Source organism: Streptomyces sp. LARHCF249 (assembly GCF_052871255.1).
The window spans coordinates 36,146-60,708 of record NZ_JBIXJQ010000014.1 but is presented as its reverse complement, the minus strand read 5'-3'; the positions used below and the strand labels follow the sequence as shown (position 1 = coordinate 60,708).

17 protein-coding genes and 1 pseudogene are annotated in these 24,563 nt (G+C 66.3%); 8 read left to right on the top strand and 10 right to left on the bottom strand.

Going from position 1 to position 24,563, the window contains the following annotated elements:
- Positions 1-282: 282 nt before the first annotated feature.
- From ACIPUC_RS31760 to ACIPUC_RS31745, 4 genes and pseudogenes are all read left to right on the top strand, one after another.
- Positions 283-561 (top strand): annotated as a pseudogene (locus ACIPUC_RS31760) (hypothetical protein); the annotation flags it as partial.
- A gap of 64 nt (positions 562-625) precedes the next feature.
- Positions 626-991, top strand: a complete 366-nt coding sequence (locus ACIPUC_RS31755; protein WP_446593843.1) for a hypothetical protein — start codon at positions 626-628, stop codon at positions 989-991.
- Positions 988-1,674: a nucleotidyl transferase AbiEii/AbiGii toxin family protein gene (locus ACIPUC_RS31750; protein ID WP_446593842.1), complete on the top strand. Its 687-nt coding sequence runs from the start codon at positions 988-990 to the stop codon at positions 1,672-1,674. Before ACIPUC_RS31755 ends, ACIPUC_RS31750 begins: the two co-directional genes overlap by 4 nt.
- A 648-nt stretch (positions 1,675-2,322) precedes the next feature.
- A complete protein-coding gene (locus ACIPUC_RS31745) occupies positions 2,323-2,997 on the top strand; it encodes a hypothetical protein (RefSeq protein WP_446593841.1) in 675 nt (224 codons plus the stop codon).
- Positions 2,998-3,049: 52 nt separating this feature from the next.
- Here the strand turns inward: ACIPUC_RS31745 and ACIPUC_RS31740 are convergent, their stop codons facing one another.
- Positions 3,050-9,496: an RHS repeat-associated core domain-containing protein gene (locus ACIPUC_RS31740; protein WP_446593840.1), complete on the bottom strand. Its 6,447-nt coding sequence runs from the start codon at positions 9,494-9,496 to the stop codon at positions 3,050-3,052.
- Positions 9,497-10,280: 784 nt separating this feature from the next.
- Complete coding sequence (locus ACIPUC_RS31735; RefSeq protein WP_446593839.1) at positions 10,281-10,436, bottom strand: hypothetical protein; 156 nt, start codon at positions 10,434-10,436, stop codon at positions 10,281-10,283.
- A gap of 115 nt (positions 10,437-10,551) precedes the next feature.
- Between ACIPUC_RS31735 and ACIPUC_RS31730 the strand changes: the two genes are divergently transcribed.
- From ACIPUC_RS31730 to ACIPUC_RS31720, 3 genes are all read left to right on the top strand, one after another.
- Positions 10,552-12,966: a hypothetical protein gene (locus tag ACIPUC_RS31730; RefSeq protein ID WP_446593838.1), complete on the top strand. Its 2,415-nt coding sequence runs from the start codon at positions 10,552-10,554 to the stop codon at positions 12,964-12,966.
- Between the two features lie 647 nt (positions 12,967-13,613).
- Entirely contained in the window at positions 13,614-14,930 is a 1,317-nt protein-coding gene (locus tag ACIPUC_RS31725) for a PIN domain-containing protein (RefSeq protein WP_446593837.1), read from the top strand.
- A gap of 215 nt (positions 14,931-15,145) precedes the next feature.
- The gene (locus tag ACIPUC_RS31720; RefSeq protein WP_446593836.1) at positions 15,146-16,306 is read left to right on the top strand and encodes a UDP-N-acetylglucosamine--N-acetylmuramyl-(pentapeptide) pyrophosphoryl-undecaprenol N-acetylglucosamine transferase; all 1,161 of its coding nucleotides are present in this window, start codon (positions 15,146-15,148) and stop codon (positions 16,304-16,306) included.
- A gap of 1 nt (position 16,307) precedes the next feature.
- On the opposite strand, the gene ACIPUC_RS31715 is transcribed toward ACIPUC_RS31720, so the two are convergent.
- The 4 genes from ACIPUC_RS31715 to ACIPUC_RS31700 are packed head-to-tail and all read right to left on the bottom strand — an operon-like array spanning position 16,308 to position 19,903.
- Positions 16,308-16,748, bottom strand: a complete 441-nt coding sequence (locus ACIPUC_RS31715; protein ID WP_446593835.1) for an arsenate reductase/protein-tyrosine-phosphatase family protein — start codon at positions 16,746-16,748, stop codon at positions 16,308-16,310.
- Positions 16,748-17,881: a DegT/DnrJ/EryC1/StrS family aminotransferase gene (locus ACIPUC_RS31710; RefSeq protein ID WP_446593834.1), complete on the bottom strand. Its 1,134-nt coding sequence runs from the start codon at positions 17,879-17,881 to the stop codon at positions 16,748-16,750. Before ACIPUC_RS31710 ends, ACIPUC_RS31715 begins: the two co-directional genes overlap by 1 nt.
- The gene (locus ACIPUC_RS31705; protein WP_446593833.1) at positions 17,878-18,891 is read right to left on the bottom strand and encodes an ATP-grasp domain-containing protein; all 1,014 of its coding nucleotides are present in this window, start codon (positions 18,889-18,891) and stop codon (positions 17,878-17,880) included. Before ACIPUC_RS31705 ends, ACIPUC_RS31710 begins: the two co-directional genes overlap by 4 nt.
- Complete coding sequence (locus ACIPUC_RS31700) at positions 18,881-19,903, bottom strand: dTDP-glucose 4,6-dehydratase (protein WP_446593832.1); 1,023 nt, start codon at positions 19,901-19,903, stop codon at positions 18,881-18,883. Before ACIPUC_RS31700 ends, ACIPUC_RS31705 begins: the two co-directional genes overlap by 11 nt.
- Positions 19,904-20,132: 229 nt before the next feature.
- Between ACIPUC_RS31700 and ACIPUC_RS31695 the strand changes: the two genes are divergently transcribed.
- A complete protein-coding gene (locus ACIPUC_RS31695) occupies positions 20,133-21,524 on the top strand; it encodes a sporulation protein (protein ID WP_446593831.1) in 1,392 nt (463 codons plus the stop codon).
- Between the two features lie 438 nt (positions 21,525-21,962).
- Here ACIPUC_RS31695 and ACIPUC_RS31690 read toward each other — a convergent pair whose 3' ends face one another.
- The 4 genes from ACIPUC_RS31690 to ACIPUC_RS31675 form a co-directional block, all read right to left on the bottom strand.
- A complete protein-coding gene (locus ACIPUC_RS31690) occupies positions 21,963-22,163 on the bottom strand; it encodes a hypothetical protein (RefSeq protein WP_446593830.1) in 201 nt (66 codons plus the stop codon).
- Complete coding sequence (locus ACIPUC_RS31685) at positions 22,160-22,522, bottom strand: phosphotransferase (RefSeq protein ID WP_446593829.1); 363 nt, start codon at positions 22,520-22,522, stop codon at positions 22,160-22,162. The genes ACIPUC_RS31690 and ACIPUC_RS31685 overlap by 4 nt, the downstream gene beginning before the upstream one ends.
- 96 nt (positions 22,523-22,618) lie before the next feature.
- Positions 22,619-23,023: an XRE family transcriptional regulator gene (locus ACIPUC_RS31680; RefSeq protein WP_257559838.1), complete on the bottom strand. Its 405-nt coding sequence runs from the start codon at positions 23,021-23,023 to the stop codon at positions 22,619-22,621.
- A gap of 666 nt (positions 23,024-23,689) precedes the next feature.
- The gene (locus tag ACIPUC_RS31675; protein ID WP_446593828.1) at positions 23,690-24,370 is read right to left on the bottom strand and encodes an RES family NAD+ phosphorylase; all 681 of its coding nucleotides are present in this window, start codon (positions 24,368-24,370) and stop codon (positions 23,690-23,692) included.
- Positions 24,371-24,563: the final 193 nt, after the last annotated feature.

Genomic DNA, 24,563 nt, shown 5'->3' with positions numbered 1-24,563 from the left:
CGGAAACCTGCCCTCTCCTGCCTCGAACCGCCTTGGCCGTCACCAGCGACGAAAATCAGCAAAGGCAGTGGGCCGGGCGCAGGCCGGCGGTCAGCCGAAGCTCCGCCTGCGGTCCCCGGCCTGCTGCGGTGGAATGCTGTGCAGCCGGAGGGAAGGACGTCTGCTCGGGCCGGTCCCTCGACCACACCAGCCGGGCAGCAGCGGGTACCGGCGGTGAGGCGTAATCACGATCTGGGAGGGGCGAAGGTGACTGACGCCAGATTGCGAGCCGTTGGCCCCCGCGTCTCCCATGCCATGCGCGACCTGATCAGCGCGCGGGACTGGCTGACGGTGTTCATCCAGCCCGCAACGCGGTCGAGTACCTGTGGGCCCACGTCAAGCAGCCTCGCGAACCTCGCCCACGTCGCACTTGACCGACTCGAAGCCCTCGTGCACAACCGGCTCAAACGCCTGCAGTCTCGATCCACGATCCTCGGGGTGTCCTCACGATGTCGGGCCGCGTCCGGAGATGTCGGTGCCGGGCGTAGGACGGATAGGCCGCGGACTGGATGCGCGGTGTAGCCGACGGGACGGTGTGCCGCGTCTGCGGTACCGGGGACGGGCGGGACGCGGGATAATCGGGTCCATGGTCATGTTCTCCTCCAGCAGCGCGGCGCCTTCGGCGGCCGAGGTGCTGCACGCCCGATACGCGGGCCGGCTGCCCGCCTCGCTGGAGAAACTCGCAGGTCCGCGGCACGGCGTGGTCGAGCTGCCCCTGCACGTGGCCTGGTCCGGACTGCGCGCCTACGACCTGGACCGCCCCCGCCTGCGGATGGGCCTGTACCGCACTGTCCTGGCCGAAGGGCAGCACGAGGACCTCGTGACTCTGCTGAATCGCGACCTCCTCCTGGCGCAGTGGCCCGTCCTGCGCACGCTGGTCAGCCGGCACGTACGGCAGGTCTGGGAGGAAGCCTTCCCCGAGCTGGCGACCGCGGGGTCCGCCGCAGCGTGAAACTGGGCGACCTGCACCGGCGGCTCCTGGCCGCCGTCCTCGACATCGGCGCCCCGTACCCCCTCGTGATCACGGGCGGGTACGCCGTCCAGGCCCACGGCCTCGTCGAACGGCTCAGCCAGGACCTCGACGTCGCCACCGAGAACCCGGCCCCCATGGGGGAGATCATCGCGAGCCTCGAGCAGGGTCTGGCCGCACGGGGCTGGCACGTGCGCGTGATCGACGTGGACGCACTCTCGGCCCGCCTGATGGCCGCCGACCCCGACACCGGCGAGGAGTGTGAGGTGGACGTCCTCAAAGAACACTTCTGGACGCCGCCCGCCCAGACCGAGTACGGGCCGGTCCTCGCCTTCGACTCCGTCATCGGCACCAAGGTCCGCGCCCTCGCTGACCGCGGCGCCGTCCGCGACCTCATCGACGTGCACGCGGCCTCCCGCCACCGAACCACCAACGAGCTGGAGCGCCTCGGCGAGCGGCATGGCCGCGACGAGTTCCGCCTCCACGACCTCCGTGACCGCCTCGCAGGAGCGGACTGGGCCGACGACGAGGAATTCGCCGCCTACGGCCTCACCGAGGAGGAGACGGCCGAGCTGCGCGCCTGGGCTCAGGGCTGGGTGAGCGACCTCGAAGAGCGCCTGCACGACCACGAGCATGAGCGCGATGGCCAGGAGGACGAAGCCTGACGCGCTGGGCGAGCCGGACGGGGCATGAGCTCTTGCCGCAAGATCATCGGCGGGAGCGCAGGCTCTAACTCAGCTCCGCCGTCTTCGGAAGTACGGGTTCGGGGGCACACGTCTGAGGTGCGGAGAACCGCGTGCTCCGTCCTGCCCAGACGTATCTGGTACAGGACATCTGTTGTCCCGGATTGCCGCTTCCTACGCGCCCCTGGAGAGCGGAGCAGTCGTCTCTCGAGCTCTTCGCAGCGAAGATGGCCATGAAGCGCACGTCGGGCACGGCGAAAGGCGGTCCCCGAAAAGGAAGCCTTCACGCAGCACGTGAGCGGCGCTCGTCAGTCGAAGTACATGACGGCGATCCGTCGGCCGTGTTCATCCTCCTTGCCGGTGAGCTGATAGCTGTAGCCGCCGTCCGCGCCTTGGACTTCGCCGTGGGTTCGGGCCAGTCATGGTGCGGCCGTGGCCCGGTCCGCCGCTCAGCACGATCTTCATGGCGTGCACCGTAGGGCATGGGCCTGGCTTATGTCCCGGGCTGGTCTGATTGCGGGACGTACGCCGCGGCGGGTCGGGACCCATCATCACTCAATCAGGTTCCCAAAAGCCTCAAAAGAGGCAGGGGTAGACGGGAGGCAGGATGAGTTGAAGCATAATGACACCATGAACGATCTAGCGCCGTGGGACTTGTCGAACCTGCACCGCTTCCTGGTTGGATGGTACGGAGACCCCACATTCCCGGCCATAAAGCGCGAATTTCCCCCCCTAGCGCCTGAAATTCTCGTAAAGTGGCACGATATCTCCAGCGAGTGGGGAGATGTCATCACGCCTCAAAACTATGCAATTCCGCTGTCGGAACTGGAAGCTGAAGGCGACTACGTTCCATTTTGGTCTGAGTCGCAAGGTGGATGGACTTGGTCCTTCCGTCTGGGAGACCCGGATCAGCGAGTATATGAAAGAGATGAGGGTGGAGAGGGCAGCGGCTGGGTCGCTACAGATGACCGCCTCTTGGAGTTTTTGATCCATGCCACGGTTCTAGAGGCAATTCTCGGGGCAAAGGAGATGAGGGTGGCGGGCGGGGTCGCCCTGAAGGACGTTCTGTCGCAGGCGGACAGGAAAGAGGTTCAATTCTCTGAATGGAACTGGCCTGCTCCCGGATCGCGCATTCTTATGGGTGAGCGCTGGCTTGCGCTAGTCCATCCCGATCTAGACGCACATGAAGTCACCGTCGCGGCAAATAGGCCAGAGGATTTGGCGTGGGTTGACGGAATTTCGAGTGCCGGATGGCAATCTTACACACTTGAAGACCACTCGACCGATGACCCTTTGCCGTGGTAGTAATTTCAGAGGGCCGATGGCCAGCATCTGCTGACCATCGGCCCTTATCTAATTACTTGCCAACAAACTTCTCAGTCTTTCTTGGAGATATGACGATCATCTCGACCCCCTTTGGGAGCATAGTCGGGAGCGTTCGACTGCACGTCGGGCAAGTACCGGTCGGGTAGTCGATGTACAGAACTGCCTTCCTGACGCCAGGGTTCACGCGCATGAAGGCTGCGGCATGGGCTTCCACGTGGTCGAAGTTCGCCTTCACTCTGCCGGGAACATTAGGCACCAGATGTGATTGCCCATCGGGTCCACTCAGCATCGGAATCTGTTCATTCCCGAGATCGAGAATCCCAGCAGTTCGGCGGTCTCGATCCTTGGGTAGAAGATCCTTGATGAGGGGGCCAAGGTTCCTGGGCGTACGGCCGATGGGTCCTTCTTTATGGGCCAGGACCGTACCGAGAATACCGACTCCGACGAAGGTCGCAGAGTTCGTGTCGACGCCATTTTCAAGCAGCCAGTGATCGAATTCACCGCCATAGTCACATCCAGGTGTTCCGGCGCCGCCTTCACCTCGGCAATCGCTGTCCGCAACCCAGCCGAAGAAGGATGTGGCATGAACCACATTACTGATTGCTGCGTAGAAGATTTGATCTACTGCGTTGGACGTGGACGTGTCGTATCCGGATTTGTCCCAACCATGGCCCCAGCTCTGGTAACTGCCGTCGGATGCATCCTTGCCATCTCCCGGGACGCCACCGTCGTGACCCTCGTGGATCGACTTAGGGCGCTTATCGTTTGGAGCCTTGTCGTCCCGCGGGTCGTAGTGTCCGCCGCACAGGCCGAGCTGGCAATCCTTCTCCTGCATTCCGGTGGGGTCACTGAGGGTGACTGGATTGTTGCTCGAGTACGTATAGCCGTTGAGCGACTGTAGATTCTCGGGGTCTAGGAGGGGGTCGACGCTGATAAATTGGCCAAGCTTGGTGTCGTAGTCCCGGGCCCCAATGTGGGTGAGGCCGGTGGTCCTATCGATGTCTCCCCCGACGAATCCCTTCTGGCTCGGCCAGGCTGCAGGGGGCGTACCGCGTTCGGCGCCGTAGGGCAGCTGCTTACGGCGGTTGAAGGTAAGAGTAGACGCGCTGATTGACAGCGTGTTGGTGCCGTGGTGGTCGGCGATCAGGAAGCGGACGCGTCCGTCGGCGCTGGTCCGCATAGCAGTGCCGCCGGGCACGCTGACGTATCGGGTACCCGAAACGATCTTGGTGGCTTTGTCCAAGACAAGTTCCTGGCCACCAGGAAGGTACAGAGTTGTAGTGGTGGGCTCCCGCCTGAGGATGCGGGTGCCTGCAGTGTCGTACAGGAACGATGTGGTGACGCCCGCAGTGCTGGATGAGGAGAGTTTGCCCTCGGCATCCCAGACCAGAGACTGGGCGCTGCCTGCAGCCGGGGTCTTGGCCGTCAAGTTGCCGGTAGCGTCGTATCCGAGGGTGTCTGTGCCAGTTGCGCCACCTGTGGCGGTGACGCTGCGGACCGCGTGCGCCTGGGCCGCACCGGCGATGGTGGGGTAGGCGTAGGTACGGGTTGTGTCCGTGCTGACGGGGCCGGCCTTGTGTTGTTTCTCGGTGGCGCGTTGGCCGGTGTCGGTGAAGGTCCAGCTGGTCCAGTACGGATCGACACTGCCCAGAGCGGGCGTGCCGGCGCCGTTGACTGGCTTGGTGGCGCAGTTGTCCCCGGAGGTCCAAGCCTCGGTCAGTCGGCGTGCCCAGTCATAGGTGAAGCACTGGTCGTCCTTGATGGTGCTGTCGTTCTGGTTGTCCAGGATCCGCGTAATGTTTCCAGCCGGGTCGTAGGTGTATGCGATGTTTGAGAGCTCGGTGGGAGCAGCTGCCTGACGGTCTGTGACGGCAGAAACGCCGCGTCGGGTGACGCTGTCATAGGTGAGGGTCTGGGTGACCATCGAACCCAGGTTGCCGAGCTGCGCTTGTGCCAGGTCACCGAACGGGGTGTAGGCGGCGCCACGCAGATATGCCTGGTTGAGGTTGCTGTCGACGATGCCGAGCTGGTCCTGCGCGCCGTAGTGATTCGTGATGGTCTCGGCAGGGAGGGCAGTTGTGGCGTTGCTGTTGGTAGTGCTGTAGGCAGTGGTTGCCGGCAGACCGTTCGTCTGGCTGGACGTGGCCTGGATGGCGTATGTGCCAGCAAGCTGCTCCTCGCCTGCAACTGACGGAACGGCGACGGTTGTACCGGTCGGCTTGCCCCATGCGTCGTATGCCGTGACCGTACTTGTGTAGGCGTTGGTTCCGTCGTAGCGGATGGAGGACGCGGGCAGGCCCTTCCCACCCACGGCGGTGTCGTAGGTCCATTCGGCGAGCTTCGGTCCAGTGAGCGAACCTGCGCGCAGGGCGGTCTTGCGGCCCAGTTCGTCGTAGGTGGTGGCCAGGGTGGCGTTGCGCGCGTCTGTCGTGGTTTGGGGCCGTCCATCGGATCCGTAGAAGGTGGTGCTCTTGCCCCTATCTGGGTCCGTGCTCTGGGTCAGGCGTCCCCGCAGGTCGTAGGTGTTCGTCCAGGAGTTGCGCCCTGAGGTGTCGGTCAACTTGGCGAGCTTGCCAGCACGGTCGTACTCGTAGGTGTGTTTCTGGTACTGCGTTGCTGCAGCTCCGAGGACGGGGTTGCGATCCTTGTACTCCCGCCGCTCGATGACGCGGCCGCGAGCGTCACTGATGGCGAGGGTCGCAGTTCCGCCCTGCGGTGGAACGGCAGCCTGCCAGTCAGGGCCGTAAGTGTTGGTAGTGCGCCACTTTTCCGTGTTCAGGGACAAAAGGACGGAAGCGGTCGCACGGTCGCGCGTGTCGTAGTGGGTTTCTGTCGCGCTGGGTATCTGGTTGTGGGGAACAATCAGCATCGTGGTGCTGGTCGGCTGGCTATTGTAGTAAGGGGCGTTGGTCCGTACGACGCGTCCGTGATCGTCATAGAAGGTGTCTGTGACAACCCGGCCGGCGGTGCCGATGGCGTCGGACTGCGTCTGCCGCGGATGCAGCTGCGAGTCGTAGAACGTTACGACAGTGCCCCACGTGTTGTTTTCGTAGAGCCTCTTCTTTACGACGGTTGACGGAGCAGCCGCAGAGAGGTTGTACGTGTATGTGATGTTGGGCTGCTGGGAGGTGAGGCGGCCCGCGCTCCAACCCTTGACTAGCCGGCCGAGTGCGTCGTACTCAGAGGTAACGATGTGGCCATTCGGGTTAGTGCCAGTTAGTTCCAGCCCGCGGAGACCGTCGTAAGTGCTGGTAGTGGCGTGACCCTTGGGGTTGGTGACCTTCACGCTGGTCGGCTGGGAGCTGGCTGCCGGTGTGTACGCGGTGGTGGTGGTCTGCTGGTCCTGGCCCGTAGAGGTCAGCACTCGGCCGTACGCGTCGTAAGTGGCTTTGCCGGCGGTCTCCCAGACGAGCTGATTGGCGGCGTCCAGCTTGAATGCCTGCTCGGTCGTGGTGATGTTGGCCTGGCCCGCCTTCGGCGCGGTGCCGTTGGCCTGCCCGTCGTAGAAGATCCGACCGGCGCTGGTGGCGGAAGGGACGGATGGCGTGCTCGTGCATGGCTTGCTGGACGTGCTGGTGACCTGTCGTGGATAGGCGATTAGCCAGTTCGCTGTGTCAGGTGTCACGTACTGCGTGACTGTGCACGTGGCTTCGGTTGTGTTCGCCCCGTCGTGCCCTTCCGCCAGGACGAGGCCGTACGTCTCGTCATGGGTGCGCTGGGCGGTGCTGTTGCGCCAGGTGCCGTCGGCTAGCAGGGTGCCGGTCACGGTGGTGTCAGTTCCGGAGAAGCGGGCTGTCTTTGACTCGAGGGTGGCTGCCTCGGTGCCGGGCTCCTTGGGATCGGTGATGCCGACGACGGGCTGCGTGGCGTTGTCCTTGGACAACCATGGGATCTGGGTGCTCTTCTCGACTGCCGCACCGGTTTCGGAGCTGTAGGTGCGGGTCTCGGCAACCTTGCCGGTGAAGTCGCGCCGGTCGGTGACACCGTTGATCGTCGCCACTGTACGAGGGGTGTCGTTGGCGAGGATGTCACCGGCCATGCCTGTGTAGTAGTCGGTCTCGGTCCTGGTTCGGTTGGTGGTGCCCGTCAGCGTGCGGACGGTGCGGTAGCCCCGGAAGTCGCCCCAGGTGCGGTGCTTGTCGAGGGTGAATTCGGACTGGTCTCGACGCCAGTTCGGGGAGCCGGGGTAGACGTAGGTGGTGGTCTTGGAGGGTGAGCCCGTGCCGGAGGTGGTGTCGCTCTCCTCGATGCTGGCGACCAGGTACTTGTGGAAGTAGTCCTTGACCTCTTCGGCGCCTCCGTCGCGGGTCCACCAGGATGGGTAGCAGCGCTTGGTGTTGGTGTCGTCGGCTCCGGGCAGATTGCTGGGGCTGCATTCCTGGTCTGTGTAGGTGACGAGGGTTGTGCCGCCGGTCGCGTTGGTGATCTGTGTGATGCGTTGCTTGTTGATCGGCGGGCGGCCGTCGGCCTTGTCCACGCGGTTGGCCATGAGCTCGCCGGTGAAGACGGTCTTGTCGACGCCAGGGATGTCTGTGAGCGCGCCGGCCTTGGCGGTGCGCTGGACGGAGTTCAGCCACAGGGCGGGCTTGGTCGTGTCGCCGGTGGGCGGGTAGGACTGCGTCAGTGCCCAGTTGTCCACGCCGACGTGTCCGGTGCCCATCAGGGCGTAGGTGTCGATAGAGGTCAGGCGCTTGCTGGACCAAAATGTAGGCGAGCCTTGCAGGCACTGCTGGCCGGCCTTGCAGTCCAGGTGGACTGGGACGTCGGTCCAGTCGTTGGCGTGAGCCTCGTCAAGGATGCAGGTGGTAGCCATGCAGCGGTCGGAGACCCAGAAGTTGACCTGGCCGGCAGCCTTGGCGGTCGTGTATACCTGTCCGTCGCGCAGGCCGTAGGAGATCCGGCGCAGGGTGCTGTCGCGGGTGTAGGTGACCGGCGTGTCCAGTTGCTTGTTCTTGGCGTAGTAGCCGGTGTACTTGGTGTAGTACATGGCCATGGCATTGCCGTGGGGGTCGACGACGTAGTCGAGGTTCCATCGCCAGCCCTGCATCCGGCTGGAGGAGGCGAAGTCGGCCCCGCGGCCAGGCTCGCCTGCATGGTTTCCGAAGACCGGGACAGCGTTGACCGAGGACGTCTCCTCCTTGCCGGCGCTCCAGCCCGGAAGGCGGTTCTTCCCGAACCAGTACTGAGTGCCGTCGGTGGTGGTGATCCGCCAGTACTCGGAGTCCTCATCCCCGGAGTTGTTACCGACAGAATCGTAGATCCGCTCGACACGGGAGCCGTCGTCGTTCGCCAGTTTCCACAGGCCCTTGCCCGCGTCCCAGACCAGCTCGGTGCTCGAGCCGTTCAGTGACATCGTCGCGTTCTCGGACTTCCAACAGAGGTCTCCGACGACCTCGGTGTTGCTGGCGCCCTGCTTGTCGTTCTCACAGGATGCGTACTTGCGTTCAATGAACCCGGGGCTGTACTCCCAGCCCTCACCGACCCAGGACGACTGGTTGTTGGTGGAGCCGGTGCGGCCATCGACCGAGGAGGAGCTGTAGGAGAAGCCCACCTTAGGCGCGAAGCCGCCCGGCACCGGCGGAACCGTGATCGGAACGTTCCAGCCGAAGCCACCGGAGTTCCCGCCTGCCGACCACGAACCCGACGCAGCGAGCGAGGTCGCCTTGAAGGAGCCCTCAGGCCCGTCGGCGCTGGCCACAGCAGCCAAAACGGTCATGCCGCCTGCCGCAGAGGCGACGGCGGCCGGCTTCGCGTCCAGGGCTGGCGCGACATTCGTCAGGTCAACGTCGGCCGTGAGCCTCGCGGCGCTCTGATGGTTGTACGTCGGGACGGAAGAACTCTTAAGGCACTCGGGCTTCGAGGGCGTCGTCAGCACACAGGCCGGCAGCTGGACGAGGTGCAGCGATGAGGCCCAGTTCGCGCCGTAGGCGTCCCTGATCTTGGAGTAGTCGACCTCGACCTGCACCCGGCCGCCTGAGATGCGGCTGTCCTTGCGCTGCACGGACAGCAGGAGGCCGTCGATGCCGGCCTTCTGGGCCGTCTTGCGGTCCGCGACGGTGACCTTGACCCGATCCACGCCTGATGGGTCATTCGCTGCGTCGGACCGCAGGAAGAGCGAGACCTTCGCCGACTTGGTGACGCGTACCGGCAGATTCGCCTGCGCCTTGCTGTAGGGGGCGGCGTCGGCCAGCGGCGCGGCGGCCGACAGGGTCACCTCCGCCGAGCCGGCGGCGGGCCACGTCACCTTCGAGGGCTTCCAGGAGGGAGTCGCGGCCGGAGCTTTCTTGCCCTGCGGCTTGAGGTTCTTGCCCGAGACAGAAGGCGTCTTCTGGGTGCCGCGGGGCTTGTACTCAGCCGGCCCCGCCCAGGCAGGGCCGGTCAGTAGGGAGACGGACAGGGCGACGGCTGTCGCACCGACAGTTCCGGTACGGAGCCGACGCTTTCTGCGAAAGCGACCACCTCCGAACAATTCGGGCATCACGTCCGACCGGATGGACACAGTAACCCCCCAAGGGAATAAAAGACAGATAAAACCGCAGCCAACACGCCTTCAGGCTCTTCGCGCAAGACCCGACTTCGACACATCTGACCTGCGAAAACGCCATCGAGCGATCCGAAACGGATCATTCCGGCTGTCATGATCCCGACAGGAATGGCGTGCCGACAAGTCCGTCTATGCGGATGTGAATTCCTTCGCTTACGCTGCGCTGACTCACAGCCTTGACGTTTTTTCAGAGAGACCAAAAAAACTCATGAACCACCGAAGAGCCGGCGCAGGCCTGACCCGCCCGCTGGCCGCCCTTCTGGCCCTCGCCTTCCCGCTCACCGCCCTGAGCGTGATAACCACCCCCGAGACCGCCACAGCCACCGAACAGACCACCGACGGCACAGACGGCACGCCACAAGCCGCATCGGAGGCCAGGGCCTACAGCCTCGCCAAGACTTCGGGCCAGCGCGTCGAGATCATCGACCGCCGCACCGAGTACTCCGAGACGTACGCAAACCCCGATGGAAACCTGACTTTGCGGCAGTCCACGCTGCCCATCTGGTCACGCCACAAATCCGTGTGGCGCAAGACCGACCCCACGCTCACCCAGCAGGAGGACGGAACACTCGGCCCGACAGCTTCCTTCGGCATCGCTTTCTCCCAGGGTGGAGACGGCCCGCTGGTCGCGATGGACCGCGGCGGCAAGAAGCTGGCCTTGTCCTGGCCTGGCACGCTCCCAGAGCCGGTGGTGGGAGGGAACACCGCGCTCTACAAGTCAGTGCTGCCCGGCGTCGACCTCAAGCTGATAGCCGAGGTCAACGGCTTCGCCCAGCACCTCCTCGTCAACACCCCCGAGGCCGCTGCCAACCCGGCCCTGAAGACCATCAAACTCGCCGTCACCTCCGACGGCGTGACGCTCGACGAAGACCACAGCGACCGGCTCCTGGCCAAGGACGCTGAAGGCAACGTCGTCTTCAGCGCGCCCACCCCCAAGATGTGGGAGCAGCCCGCCGCCAGCGACCCCGCCGGAGCCGCAGCAGGCCCCTGTGGGCGCGGACGTCACAGGAAACACGCTCACGCTGACGCCCGACCCCGCGCTGTTGTCTTCGGCGACGCAGTTCCCGCTGGTCATCGACCCCATCTTCACTGGCGGCTACACCGAGAAGTGGGCCGTGGTGTACTCGGCCACCCCGAACGCCGACTACCCCTGGGGCTCCGGCTGGAACTCCGGCAACCCCTGGGACGAGCCACGCGTGGGCTACAACGGCAGCGGCGACACCCAGTCGTTCTTCGCCATGAACACCCACGGCCTCAAAGGCGCCACCATCCTCGACGCCACCTTCGCCGTCGAACAGACCCACTCCTGGGGCTGTGACGCCTCCGCGGCCGGCCCCACCGAGCTGTGGACCTCGCAGGACATCACCACCACCCCGACCTGGAACACCCGCGGCAACTACTGGGGCTACAAACTCGCCCAGGGCAACTTCGCCCACGGCAACCCGACCTACTGCCCGGGCGTGGAAGGCTACGATTTCAAGTCCGCAGCGCTTACCTCCTACGTCCAGGAGGGGTGGGACCCGCTCGTCTTCGGCCTGCGCGTCCCCAACTCCTACCTCGGCAACGTCAACAGCTTCAAGCGCCTGCGCAACAACCCCGTCCTCGAGGTCACCTACAACTTCCCGCCCGAGGTCACTGCTAGCGGAGCCTACGAAGGCAGCTGGTCCCCGTCAGGCGAGGGCAACAAGCCGGTGCCCTGCGGCGCCACCATCGGCAACAGCGGCCTGGCCCTGACAGCCACCCTCCTCGACAAGGACGGCGGCACCGTAAATCCCGAATTCGTCGTCACCACCGCCGCAGGCGCCGCCGTACCCGTCTCCTACATCACCAACGTGGCCAGCGGCGGCACAGCCACCGCCACAGTTCTCGCGAACAATCTGCCCACCGGCACCTACAAATGGAAGGTCCGAGCCAAGGACGGCGAAGGACCCGACAGCCCCTACACGGCCGACTGCCCCTTCAGCGTCGACAAGACCGGCCCCACCAGCCCCGTCACCGTCACCAAAGAAGACGGCAGCGCACTGACCACACATATCCAGCAGGCGCGTACCAAGCTCCGCCTGAAACTCAAGAACGCTGCCGGCGATCTGGCCGGCTTCTGCTGGGCCCTCGACCGTCCGGTGTCGGTCTCGAGCAGCGGTTGCACGGACGCCTGGGTCCCTCTAGCCGCAGGAGTCACCGAGACGGTCATCGAAATAGTCCCCACCGGCAACCCCCAGAGCAAGCTCCACGTCCTCGCCTACGACATGGCGGGCAACCACTCACCGGTCGACGGCGACGCCGACAGCACCGTAATCAAGACCGCCCCTGCTGCTTTCGTTTACGCCCCAGGCCAAAGCCCACTGATCAAGCGCGCCACCCACGATCTCCTCGGCGACCTCAACGGCGATGGCTACACCGACATGTACGCCACCAGCACCGACACCAACGCCGAACTCCGATTCCACGCCGGCGACGGCACCGGCAAGCTCACCCCCTATACGGTCGGCTTCAAGGGCTGGTCGGGAGCGCTCATCGCCCACGGCGGCGACTTCACCAACCTCACCAGCCCCACCGCGGCACCCGATGGCTACGAAGACTCTCTCGTGCGCCTCCCCGACGGCAAGCTCTACCTCTACCCCGGCACCGGCAGAGGCGGCGCCCTGTACTGGACCCGCCAGACAATCGCACCGCCCTCCGACCTCGGCCCCCAAGGCTGGAATCGCCTCCTGCAGATCGTCATGCCCGGAGACATAGACCAACGCGCCGACACCGGCTTCGCCCACGGCAACGACCTCGTCGTCCGCGTCTGCCTCGACGACGCCTGCACCGATTCACGCCTGCGCATCTACTCCGGCCGCACCGTATCGGGGGGAGCCGCCGACCAGACCGAGCCGTTCGACGTGCAGCAGGGCAACCACATCAGCCCAGGCACGCTGTGGAAGGACTACACCATTCTTGCCGCCAGCGACCAGAACCGCGACGGGATCCAGGACATCCTCGCCCGCAACAAGGCCGACGGAGTCGCCTACCTCTACCCCGGCAAGATCACGGACGGCAAATTCAGCCTCGGCGCACGCACCGTCTTCGGCAGCGGCGGCTGGCAGACCACCATCCGCCCCCTGATCACCTCAAACGGCAACGCCCAAGGCACAGTCATTAACAAGAGCGTCAACGACGACGGCACTACCATCTCCTACCGCGAGTTCCAGCCCAAAACGGGTGATGACCTCGCCGACCTCTGGGCCACCACGCCAGCCGACCCCAACCACACCGTCACCTACGACGACGGAACCGGCACGACCAAAACCACCACATGCCCAACCGGCTGCCTCCTCTTCTACCCAGGCACTCTGACCGGCCACAGGACACCGCTGAAGGTTAGCGACAGCCACTGGAGCACCACGAGCACCGGAATCTTCTAACACCCACCAGAGCAAATCGTGGCCCCCGAAATTATTCGGGGGCCACGTGCGTATGAGGCCGATGCTCTGACCTGGAGTCAATAGGGCGGGCCGACACGCTGTCGGCCAGGCATGGGCATGCTTCTGGCTGCGACGGTCCTCGTCGCAGCCATCACCCCCACCGCAACCATCCTGACTACCCTGGGTGCCATCGCTCTCGCCGTTCCATGCTGACCGTCCTCTTCGCTCCCCGGCCCCGCCTCCACCGCACGTGCACGGCGGCTACTTGCCATGGGCCGACGGAGCACCAACGACTTCCCCGGTACATCGCCATCGTGAGTGTCGCCAATCCGCTGGTTCTGCTCATGCTGGAAGACCCCTTCGTGGAAGGCGGCGTTCCCGTGATTGCGGACCTGGAAGCATGCCCAATCAGGGACCTCCACCGCATGTACAAGGACAAGCAGCGACGAGGCTGCAACTCCTTCCTGGTGCCGCCAAGCGACGCACCCAACCAACCTGGCCAGTCCTATGCGGCACCAGGAACGTCGCGGTCGACGCAACAGCGAGGAGGTGCTCTGCCGGTGCCGGCATTCCCCCTACCCCGATGATCAGAAGTTGAGAGGGTATGCCCGTACGTCTCGGAGCCGAGGAAGACGGAGTGCCCCGCATTGATCATCCTGGACGCGAACATCCTCAAAGGGACCTCTTTGCGCGGTCCCGCTGCGGACGTACTCCGCGCCATTCGGGCCGCAGACAGCGAGCGCGTGGCTACCCCGTGGATCGCCCTTGAGGAGGTCGCCGCCCAGCAGGCCATCATCTACAAGACGAAGCACGATGCTGCCGTAGAAGCCATGGACGGCCTCCGGAAGGCCACGCCCTGGGATCACGTCGCCCATCCGAAGAAGTGGTCACCCGAGCACGTACGCGAGCACTGGCGGGAGCGGTACGCATCCATCACGGAGGTCATCGAGACATCCCCCACCGCCTACCAGCAGGCCATGTTCCGGGAGACGAACCTGATCGCCCCGTGCAAGACGGTCAACAGCGGCAAGGACAAGATCGGGGCCCGCGATGCCGCGATCTGGCTGACGGCGGTCGAGTACGCGCGCGATCACCCGGAAGAGACGGTGTACTTCGTCAGCAACAACACGAACGACTTCGGCGACGGCACGTCGTATCCGGAGCCGATGGACATAGATATCGCCGGGATGGAGAGTCGGTTCTTCCTGTTCACCTCGCTCGATGGCGTGCTGACGAAGTTCGCCACGGAGGTGAAGGCTAGCGCTGAGGACGTGCAGGGGCTTCTGGACACCGAGGAGACCCGTACGGCGATCCTGGAGGCTGCTCGTGCCGCGTCTAAGCGCTTTCGGGTGGTTGAAGGCGCGCGGCTGACCCCGGCCTCGAATGGAGACGCCTACAGGCTGACGATGATGCGTACAGCGCACTGGGCTCCTACGGCCGTGGCGCTCGACCGGGTGCTGGAAGTGAGCGGCCGGGAGGTGGACGGCCATCACTGGTTCACGGCCTCGGTCCGGTGGCTGCTCAGGGAGACCAGGCACGTCGGTGATGAGGCGCTTGATGGGGCGTACGCCTGGGAGACCCGAGTCCTGCTGAGCACGGCAGCGGACAAGGCAGTCCTTGACTCCAAGCGCCCGGTCCCCATCACCCCGGAGGACATTCCAGGGCTTCCTGAAATGCCCAGCCTGGACGAGGCACTGTCGTTGTCCTCAACGCAAGTCCAGGCCTTGATGAACCGCCCCTCGATGAGGGCAGCCATGGCTCGCCTCGATGAAATGTCTGCAGCGCGCGTTGAGGCGTTGGTGGACACTCCATCGATGCGGATCGCCTTGGCCCGCCTTGGTGAGCTCATGGCACCCGACCTCTCGCACATCGAGGCTGCGCTCATCAGTGTCGCCCGCAGGGATCAAGCGGCTGCGGAGGGCCTGCGTCAGATCCCAATTCAGGCGCCTGACCAGAAGCCGTAAGCGCACTGCTTCTCGTCGGCGGCTTCGACGTCATCTGCGGTTCCACCTGTGGAATGCTGCCGAGGGTGCCTTCGTCGAGGTCACTCCGGTGTGTAGGCGGGATTGGAGGCGTGCGGCGGCGGGCGATTCACCGTAGGTGTGCGGTCTGCCGTCCGGCGTACTTCAGCGTGAGCGGCTGGGCAGCCAGTAGGGTGCGGGGGGTGAATACTTCCTCCGTGCTCCCGCGTTCGTTCCGGCTGCTTGTGACGGGTGGAGGCACTGGCGGTCACACCTACCCGGCCCTGACGGCGATCCGTACCTTGCAGGGCCGTCTCTCCGATTCGGGCAGCACGTTGGATGTCCTGTGGGTCGGGACGGCGGACGGTCTCGAGGCGCGTGTCGCGCCGGCGGAGGGGATCGTGTTCAAGACGGTGGCCACGGGGAAGATCCGTCGCTCGTCGAATCCGCTCAAGATGCTGTCCGCCGCGAACGTGAAGGACATGGCGCGGGTGCCGCTCGGTGTGGCGCAGGCCCGGTCGATCGTGTCCGGCTTCCAGCCGGATGTCGTCCTGGCGACGGGCGGGTACGTCGCGGTTCCGGCCGGGCTGGCCGCGCGGCTGTGCCGCGTTCCGCTGGTTCTGCACGAGCAGACCGTTCGGCTGGGCTTGGCCAACCGCAAGCTCGCGAGTTCGGCGACGCGGATCGCGGTGTCCTCGGAGTCCTCGCTGTCGCTTCTGCCGGCCGAGGTGCGTGGGCGTGCGGTCGTCACGGGGAACCCGGTGCGGCCGGAAGTGCTGGCCGGCCACCCGGACAAGGCGGTGGAGGTTCTGGCCCTGTACGGGTTCGACCGGCGTCTGCCGACGGTCTACGTCACCGGCGGGGCGCAGGGTGCCCAGCAGATCAACGGTGTTGTTCGGGACGTGCTGCCCTGGCTCCTGGCGCACGCGAATGTAATCCACCAGTGCGGTCCGGCGAACGTGGACGAACTTCGGGCGGCTGCCGCCGGGCTGGACCCGGTTCTCTCCGACCGTTACCACCTGACTGGGTTCCTGGGGTCGGAGCTCCCGGACGTGCTGGCGCTGGCCGACGTTGTGGTGTCGCGGAGCGGTGCCGGGACTCTGGCGGAGCTGACCGCGCTCGGCAAGCCCGCGGTGTTCATCCCGCTCGCCACGTCGGCGGGGAACGAGCAGGCCCACAACGCCAGCCACCTGGCGGACGCGGGGGCGGCACTCGCCCTGCTCGGCGAGGTCACCGGCCCTGCTCTGCAGAGCGCGGTCGGTCCGCTCCTGACCGACCCCGCCCGGCGGATGGTGATGGGGGAGCGGGCACGGATGCACGGGCGACCGGATGCGGCGGACAGGCTCGTGGACGTGGTGCTGGCCGCCGCATCCGCCTGAATCAGCCGGACTGCTGGCGTCGGCGTCCGGTGTGCAGGGCTGTGCCCGCCTCGATCACCACGGCGCAGTCGTTGAACGTGTTCTCGTCCTGGCCCATCGGGTCGGGAACGTCGCGGCCGGGGAGGTAGAGGCCCAGCTTGTGGGTGTTGTGGCCGTCGTCGATCGCGCGGAGCGTGTCGAGGACGGCGGCGTCCATCGCCAGGACGTCATCCGCCCACTCGAGGTCCTCCAGGGTGATTTGTCGTCCGCGGTGGTGGGTGAGGTCGAGTCCGAGCCTCCGGGCCGCGTTGATCATGGACGGGTTGGCGGGCTGGTCCTGCCATTTGCCGATCAGTCCGGCGGAGCGGACCGTCACCGCCGTCCCGCCCCTGCGGGTGAGCGCGACCTGCGCGAACGGGCTTCGGCAGTAGTTCCCCAGGCATACGGTCAGGAGCTTGCGCATCACGATCCTCCGACGGACTTGAGGGCCTGCCCGAGCGCGGTCACCACGAGGTCGATGTCCGCCTCGGTGAGGTGCTGGTGGAACGGCAGACTGAGGAGCTCGCCGCCTACCTGCTCGGTGGTCGGCAGGGAGCGGTGCCAGGCGGCGAACGCGGGCTGGGTGTGGTTGGGCGGGTAGTGGACGCCGACCCCGATGTCTTGGCCCCGGAGGGTGGCGAACACCTCGTCGCGCTGGGGGACGCGGACCTGGCACAGGTGCGGCACGGCGTGCTCCACGTCAACGTCGATGAGCGTCGCGCCGTCCAGTGGGGCGAGGGCGTCCCGGTAGGTCCGCCACAGGTTGCGGCGGGTGTCCTCGGCGGCCTGGAAGCCGTCGAGCTGGACCAGGCCGATGGCGGCGTTGATGCCGGAGAGCTGGTAGCGCAGGCCGAAGCCCTCCACGCGGTAGCTGGTGGTGTTCGCGCGCTCGCCCTGGGACTGGACCACGCCCACGAGCCGGATACGGCGGATCGTGTCGGCTTCTGCGGGTGTGCGGGGGATGACCATGCCGCCCTGGCCGCAGGTGAGGTTCTTGATCGGCCCGAACGAGAAACAGGTCAGTGCCCCGCTCGCCCCGACACGGCGGGTGCCGTGTCGGGAGCCGAACGCATGCGCCGCGTCCTCGATGACGACGACGCCTCGTTCGTCGAGTTCCTCCTGGATGGCGGAGAGGTCGACGGGACGGCCGCCGAACAGGACCGGCATAACGGCGGCCGTCCTGTCCGTGACGGCGTCCATGACGAGTTGGTCGCTGACGCACAAAGTGGCCGGGTCGATGTCGACGAAGTGCGGGGTGGCGCCGACGGCCAGGATGGCCTGCACGGTCGCGCAGAACGTCATGGACGGCACGATTACCTCGCGGCCGGGGCCGATCCCGGCGGCGAGCAGGGCGGTGTGGAGGGCTGCGGTGCCGGAGGCGACGGCCACGGCATCGGGGACGCCAAGGAAGTCGGCGATCCGCCGCTCGAACTCCTCGGTGACGTCGGTGTGTCCGTACTGCCCGCCCTCCAGGACCCGGGCGATTGCCTCGGTCTCCCGCCCGTACAGGTACGGGCCGGCGTTGCGCCGGGCATCGGGCCTCGCTGATGCGCTCACGGTCCTTCTCCCTCTACTGCGGCCGTGCGCTCAAGCTCGGCGACGTCGCCGACGGCCAGGGTCTCGATGTAGTTGGTCAGGAACACGCCGCTGCGGTAAGTGAGGCAGCTGTGGTCGACCGGCAGTCCGAACAGGCCGTTGACCATCTGGCCGACGAGGTCCGCTCCGGCCGCTTCGGTCAGGGGGAAACCGCCGGCGATCCGCAGATTCAGCTCGGTAATCGTGATCGCACCGTCGGCGCAGACGAATCCCTGCACGCAGCAGAGGCCGCGGGCGCCGACGGCGCCCAGCGTCTGCTCCACGAGGTCGCGCACGTTCGGGTCGTCGAACGTGGAGGACACCGCGGCTAGGCCTGCCTTGACCAGATCCCGGCGCCGCAGAATGACCGAGGCGCGTCCGGCCCGGTCGACCAGGCAGTCCGCCGTGAACTCGAAGCCGTAGATCCGCTCCTGCACGATGGGCTCCGGGACAAGCTCGCACAGAACGCGCGCGTGCTCCCGGCGGCGAACGAAGTGGACGTTCTGCGCGCCGTGACCGCGCCGGGGCTTGACGACCAGCTCGGCGCCGTCGGGAACCTGGTCGATCTCCTGCGGCTGCCAGGTGCGCGGGGTCGCGATGCCATGCTCAGTGAGCACCTCGTGGAAGAGGGCCTTGTCGGTGCAGGCGCGCACCGACAACGCGTCCGGGAGCCACAGGCGCACGCCGTCGGCGTCCAGTTGGGGCACCATCTGAGTCAAGGGCTCCAGGTCCGGCTCGATGCCGGCCACCAGCGCCTCCACGCCCAGTTCCCGGCACAGGCGGAAAACGGCGCTGGGGTAGTCGGGGGCGCTGGCGAGGGGGATGATCTGGGGCACTACGGAGGGCAGCAGGAAGCCGGGGGCGAGCCGGTTCGCGTCGGCCGCGATGACCGTGTGGCCCAGGCGGATGAGGCTGCGGGTCAGCCCGAAGCCCGGGTTGGCGCCGACACCGGTTACCAGGATCCTGCGCGGGGGGTGCTGGTCAGTGGGCATGGGCTACCTCCCCGGCGGTTGCGATCGCGTGCGTGGCGCGGGATGCGTACGGGGTGCGCGTCAGCGGAGCCCAGCGGTCGGGGTTGCGCCGGTACCAGTCGACGGTCTCGGCCAGGCCCTCGTCGAGGTCACGGACCGGCCTGAAGCCGAGAGCGGCGATCTTGTCCCAGAGCATCGAGTACCGCAGGTCGTTGGCCTGCCGGTCGGGAATGTAGGTCACCGAGTCCCAGTCCTTGCCGCACAAGGCCAGGAGCTTGGCGGTCAGGCCCCGGACGGTGAGGTCCGTGCCACCGCCCAGGTTGTAGATCTCGCCGGGCTTCCCGTCGCACAGCACGAGTTCGACTCCGGCGCAGTTGTCCTCGACGTGCAGCCAGTTCCGCACGTGCTGCCCCTGGCCGTGCAGGGTGACCTTCTCGCCCTGCAGGAGGCGGGTGGTGAAGAGGGGGATGACCTTCTCGGGGAACTGGTGGGGCCCGTAGTTGTTCGAGCTGCGCGTCACGCAGACTGGCAGGCCGTAGGTCTGGAAGTGGCTCAGGGCCACGAGGTCGCTGGCGGCCTTCGATGCCGCGTACGGGACGCCGGGCTGTACGGGGTCGTCCTCGCTCGCCGAACCTTCCGCGAGCGATCCGTACACCTCATCGGTCGAGACGTGAACGAACTTGGCGATCCCGCGGCGGCCGGCGGAAGCGGCGAGTGTCTGCGTACCCAGGACGTTCGTCGTGAGGAAGCTGTCGGCCGTGGTGAGGGAGCGGTCGACGTGTGATTCGGCGGCGAAGTGGACGACGGCCGTGTGCCGGGCCATGAGCTCGTCCACGAGCGGGCCGTCGAGGATGTTGCCGTGGACGAACGTCAGCCTCGGGTCGAGGAAGGCCTCCCCCAGGTTCTCGGGGTGGCCCGCGTAGGTGAGCGCATCCAGCACGGTCACCCGGGACACGTCGTCCCGGCGCAGGATGCGCCGGACGAAATGCGAACCGATGAAGCCGGCACCGCCGGTGACGAGGACTTCGTACATCTGACACCCACCTTGGTCGTGAACCGGGAAGAGACGGCGCATCCCCGCAGCTCCGGCGTGCGAGCCTCCGCCTGCATCCAGAGAACCGCCGGAGCCGATGCGCGCGGGAGGCGAACTAAGAGGGCGAACAACGCACATCCCGTTCCTCGAGCCACCCCCGCGTCCTAGGCTCAGATCCCGCACCCGCGGCATCCACGTCGCAGGACACCGGCTGGCATGAGGGGGCTCGGTGGCGCCCACGAAGGACCGCCAGGGCGATCCCAACAAGGATCTGGCCCGGCTCATCAAGCAGGCCCGCGCGAGCCATAAATCCCTGGCCGCGCAGATCAACAAGATCGGGGCTGCGGCCGGTGTTCCACTCAGGTACGAGCACACCAGCGTCGCCAGATGGGTGAATCTCGGAATGATCCCGCGCGGCCGCGTCCCCGAGTTCCTGGCCGCTGCGCTGGGCGAACGCCTCGGCAGAGCGGTGAGCGTAGACGAAATCGGCATGTACAGCAGGTCGGGCGGAAACCCTGACATGGGGTTGGATTTCGCCCGCGACCCCGTCGATGCGATCCGCGTCGCCGCCACCTACTGGAGAACCGTGGACCGCTCCCGCCGCCAGCTCATCAGCAACGGCTTCGCCATCGCCGCCTTCGCCACCCCCGTCACCCGCTGGCTGGCCAAGCCGACTGACGCCCCGACCGCGCACGAAGGCGGTCGGCAGGTCGGCCGCAGCGACCTCGACGAACTGTGGAAGGCCGCCGATGAAGCCCGTCTGTGGGACTCCCGCTTCGGCGGCGGAAACTGGAAGGCCAGCTCCGTCACCGAATGCCTGCGCCTGAGCGCCGCACCGCTGCTGACCGGCACCTACACCGAGAACATCGGGCGCGAGCTGTTCGCGGCGACCGCTGAGCTGTCCCGCGTTGTGGGCTGGTCAGCAGTCGACACCGGCCACCACGACGTCGCCCAGCGCCACTTCGTCCAGGCCCTGCGCCTGGCACGGGCAGCGGGCAACGTGGAAAGCGGCTGCTACGTGATGGCCACCATGGCCCTCCAGGCCTTCCTGCGCGGCTGCCCCGAACAGGCCGCCGACATGGCCGAAGGCGCCTACGAGCGCGGTCTCGGACACGCCGCACCCCGGGTACTCGCCTTCGCCAAGCTAGCCGAAGCCCGCGCCCACGGGCGCACCGGAAACGCCAAGGCGGCCAAGGCCGCACTCGGCCGTACCGAGGAGCTCCTCGACTCCATCCGGCCAGGCAGCCACGATCCAGAGCAGCTCGCCTACATGACCCACGCCCGCCTCGCCGCCGACGCCACCGAAGTACACCGCGATCTCAACGACCCCAAGGGCGCCTTCACCTGGAACGAGCTGGCCGAGCCCATGCCGGCGGACCGCTTCACCCGAGCCACCGGAATCCGCATGGCCGTCCTGGCCACAAGCCACATCCAGAACCGCGAACTCGAACGCGGCCTCACCGCCGCGAACACCTCGCTGCGCATCCTCAGCAACGTCCACTCCAGCCGTGCCCACAGTTACCTCCACGACGTCACACACGCCCTCGGACCCTGGAAGGGGCACCCCGAGGTTGCCGACCTCATCCAGCGCACGCGCACCGAGCTGCCCGCCGCAGCTTGATTCCGGCGGACAACGGCTGGTGGATCACACCCCACGGCGTGTGTCCGTGACGCTGCACGAAAGACCAGACCCTCGTCAGAGGACGGCCGCTCAACGCGTGGAGCCGTCGCCCGTGCGTCTACGCCACGAGGCGTAGGCCGTTCAGCCAGCGCGGGTGATATCCCTCAAGCCGAAATCGAACATACGCACATCGTCTCAGGGCTGGTGCCAGGACCGGCGTCAGGCATCACAAGATCTGCGACAGAGCCACGGGAACGATCCGGTCGGAGAGGGCAGGGTGATCCTGCACCCAGACGATGTGGATACCGGGGTGCAGGCTATCGAGTCCGCCGACCGGACCGGCCTTGGCAGAAAGGCCCGGACACGGGCAGTGCCGCTGGTCCCGCCGTGTCTGCCCGAACTGGCTGCCACCGGGCTGACCCCAGCGACAGCCACCAGTTAGCGAGCCGCGTAGGCGGCCTGGACCTCATCAGCGCGGCCAGTCCACCAGTTCAGCAGGTCCTCGTCCATCAAGAACATCTCGCCGAAGGCGGGGTCCTGGCGGTCGAGGTAGAACTCCAGCTGCCAGAAGTCGGTCAGCCGCTTCCACCACAACCGCGTCACGGCGTCGCCAAGGTCCCCCTCCGACAGATCGATCACGGACGGTAGCCAGCGCAGAAAGCGGCGACGCGGTCGAGATCAAAGACGCCACCCACCCCGAACTGCACCTGCGCAGTCCGCGCCACCTCCTCCCCGTACGGACGGCCCCCGAGCCGGTCCCAGTCCAGGACCGCCACGACCCTGCCGTCCTGGCGCAGCAGGTTGCGGTACTGGAAGTTGCCATGCGTCCACCCATAGGGCCCAGCCGGCACCTCACCCTCCGGCGGCGCACCTGCGTTCCGCGCGAGGAGACCGCGCCTGTCCTGCAGCGCCTCGGCGGCGGCCTTGTCGAAGACGGTCACCGGATGAGCCGGGAGGCGGCCCAGGAGAGCGGCAGCCGTTTGGTCGGCCTCGGCCACACCACGGACCTTCGCAGCCGGTGCCCCCTCCGGGACTGGACCGGGGCCGTGCCGGCGCAAGCCCTCATGCGGCCCGGGAGTCCAGCCGTGAAGAGGTCAGCCGCCGTCGACGTAGGAGCGTGCCGCGACCATCACGTCTTTGTAGCGTCCTTCTGCGATGACGGTGAGGGGGGCTTCGTCCTCGAGCTGCGGGTTCATGCCGATCATCCAGGCGCGGGCGGTGTAGAGGCTTTCGGCGTCCTGGATGAGTTGGAACACCTGCAGTGCAGCCCTCAGCCTGTCTTCGGCGTCCTGGCGCGGTGCGGAGTTTCCCAAGGCCCACTTTCCGACCTGCCGGGGATCGCTGATGTTGGTGATCCGGGCGGTCAGGCGCTGGCCGAGGTTGTCCTGCAGGAAGCGGGCGATGTCCGCGATGGACATGCGCACAGTGACGGCGTGGGCTCGCTCGGCACTGGCGGTGCTCTTGGGGTCTGCAGAGGCGTTGGCGGCTGTGGTGGGCATGGGTGTCTCCCTCGTGTTCCGGCTACGCGCTGGCGTTTGGGGCCTTTGGTCGCGTGTCGGGCTACGGGTGCAGGATCGTGCGCGGTCCGTTCAGCTGCGGCACAGGTGAGGGTGCGGAGTGGACAGGTCGCGGGGTGCGGTGACGCTTCGAAGTGATGGTCCGGCGGGAAGCGTGACCGCTGCGGACTTTGGGGCGCGGAGCGCCTCGGTTCAGTGTCGCTGCGTACCGGTCGCGGAGGATCCGGTGCAGGGAGGACTGAGGGGGTGCAAGCGATGCAGGAGGACGGTGTCGTGCCTGCTGCTCGGCCGGCTGCTCACGGGCAGGTTCTGTCGGGGCATGAGGAGTTGCGGGGGTGGGGCAATGCTCCTGGGCCGTAAGAGGCAACGGGTTGCCATCATGAATCCTCCTCAGTAGTCGATGAGTTAAGACTACCCAGAATCCACCTCTAACTCCACTACTTTTGCGCATACATGCCGTATGTGATGCGCCGTCAAGACAGGGGTGTCGCGGGCGGGTTCGTGGTTTTGACCTGCGGCTTTCAGCTCAACGGGCGCAGTGGCCTGTCAGAAGCCAGGCCGGATTTTCGTTCGTTCGGGCTATGGCCTTCAGTGGGGTTTAGAGGGGGATCCGGGGAGGTCAGGAGCAGGAGTGGCTCGGGCTTCGCGTCAGCGGATGGTGAGTCCGTACTCTTTCGCGACGGTGCGCAGGCCTTCGGTTTCAGGCCAGATGGGCTGCTGTTCGATTTCTTCCAGGTCGACGTCGCTGAAGATGGCCCAGCACTGGCGCATCCCGAAGCGGGATCGGTAGGCGATCCCGTGGATGAGGCGTCCCTGTTCGGGGGTGCGCTGGGTGATCGCCCAGGCTGCGATCTGCCGCGTGACCCTGCGGTTCGAACCGCGGATGTGTTCTCGTGTCAGCGTGGGGACTCCCAGTGCTGCCAGCTCGTCCTTGAGTTCTCGGGACAGGAGGTGCAGGGCTTCTTCGTCGTCGATGTTGAGGAACCGTGCTTCCTTCGTCGGCTGCAGGCGCACCAGGGTGTGGCGGGTGCGCCAGTCCCGGGGAAGGGTTCCGGGGGGCATGAAGTCGGGCGTTCCCCAGTCTTCGGCGATCAAGGCCTGCAGTTCGGGGTGGACGCGGAAGGGCTCCAGTGCCTCGGCGAAGCATCCGTCGAGTTCAGAGGAGCAGTACAGGGTGCCGTAGCCCACCAGGCTCCACAGGTTGCCGCCGGTGCGATTGTTGTCTGCCTTGCTGATCTTGTTGTACTTCAGGGGGTCTTTCGCTTTTCCTAAGTGCCACACACCGTGCTCGGGTGCCGCGATCAGCTGTAACCGGGTTGCCTCGTTCACGCGCCACTCCTCACGCCGGCGGGTTTGGGCGGATAGGCCCACCGGATCTCGCTCGACATCTTTCGCGTCCGCCGGCGGCGGGGTCTTCGCGGCGGATGTCCCTTGCTGTGGGCGGGATGGATTCTGCCCTGGGGGATCTTGTCTCGTGCAGCGTGGTGCTGGGATCGGCTTGAGGTTCTGGAGAAGCCAGGGC

Excerpts from the sequence above, each read along its gene's own strand:
- ACIPUC_RS31755 (WP_446593843.1), top strand. The coding sequence starts at position 626 with ATGGTCATGTTCTCCTCCAGCAGCGCGGCGCCTTCGGCGGCCGAGGTG.
- ACIPUC_RS31745 (WP_446593841.1), top strand. The coding sequence starts at position 2,323 with ATGAACGATCTAGCGCCGTGGGACTTGTCGAACCTGCACCGCTTCCTG.
- ACIPUC_RS31740 (WP_446593840.1), bottom strand. The coding sequence starts at position 9,496 with ATGCCCGAATTGTTCGGAGGTGGTCGCTTTCGCAGAAAGCGTCGGCTC.
- ACIPUC_RS31715 (WP_446593835.1), bottom strand. The coding sequence starts at position 16,748 with ATGCGCAAGCTCCTGACCGTATGCCTGGGGAACTACTGCCGAAGCCCG.
- ACIPUC_RS31705 (WP_446593833.1), bottom strand. The coding sequence starts at position 18,891 with ATGCCCACTGACCAGCACCCCCCGCGCAGGATCCTGGTAACCGGTGTC.
- ACIPUC_RS31700 (WP_446593832.1), bottom strand. The coding sequence starts at position 19,903 with ATGTACGAAGTCCTCGTCACCGGCGGTGCCGGCTTCATCGGTTCGCAT.
- ACIPUC_RS31680 (WP_257559838.1), bottom strand. The coding sequence starts at position 23,023 with ATGCCCACCACAGCCGCCAACGCCTCTGCAGACCCCAAGAGCACCGCC.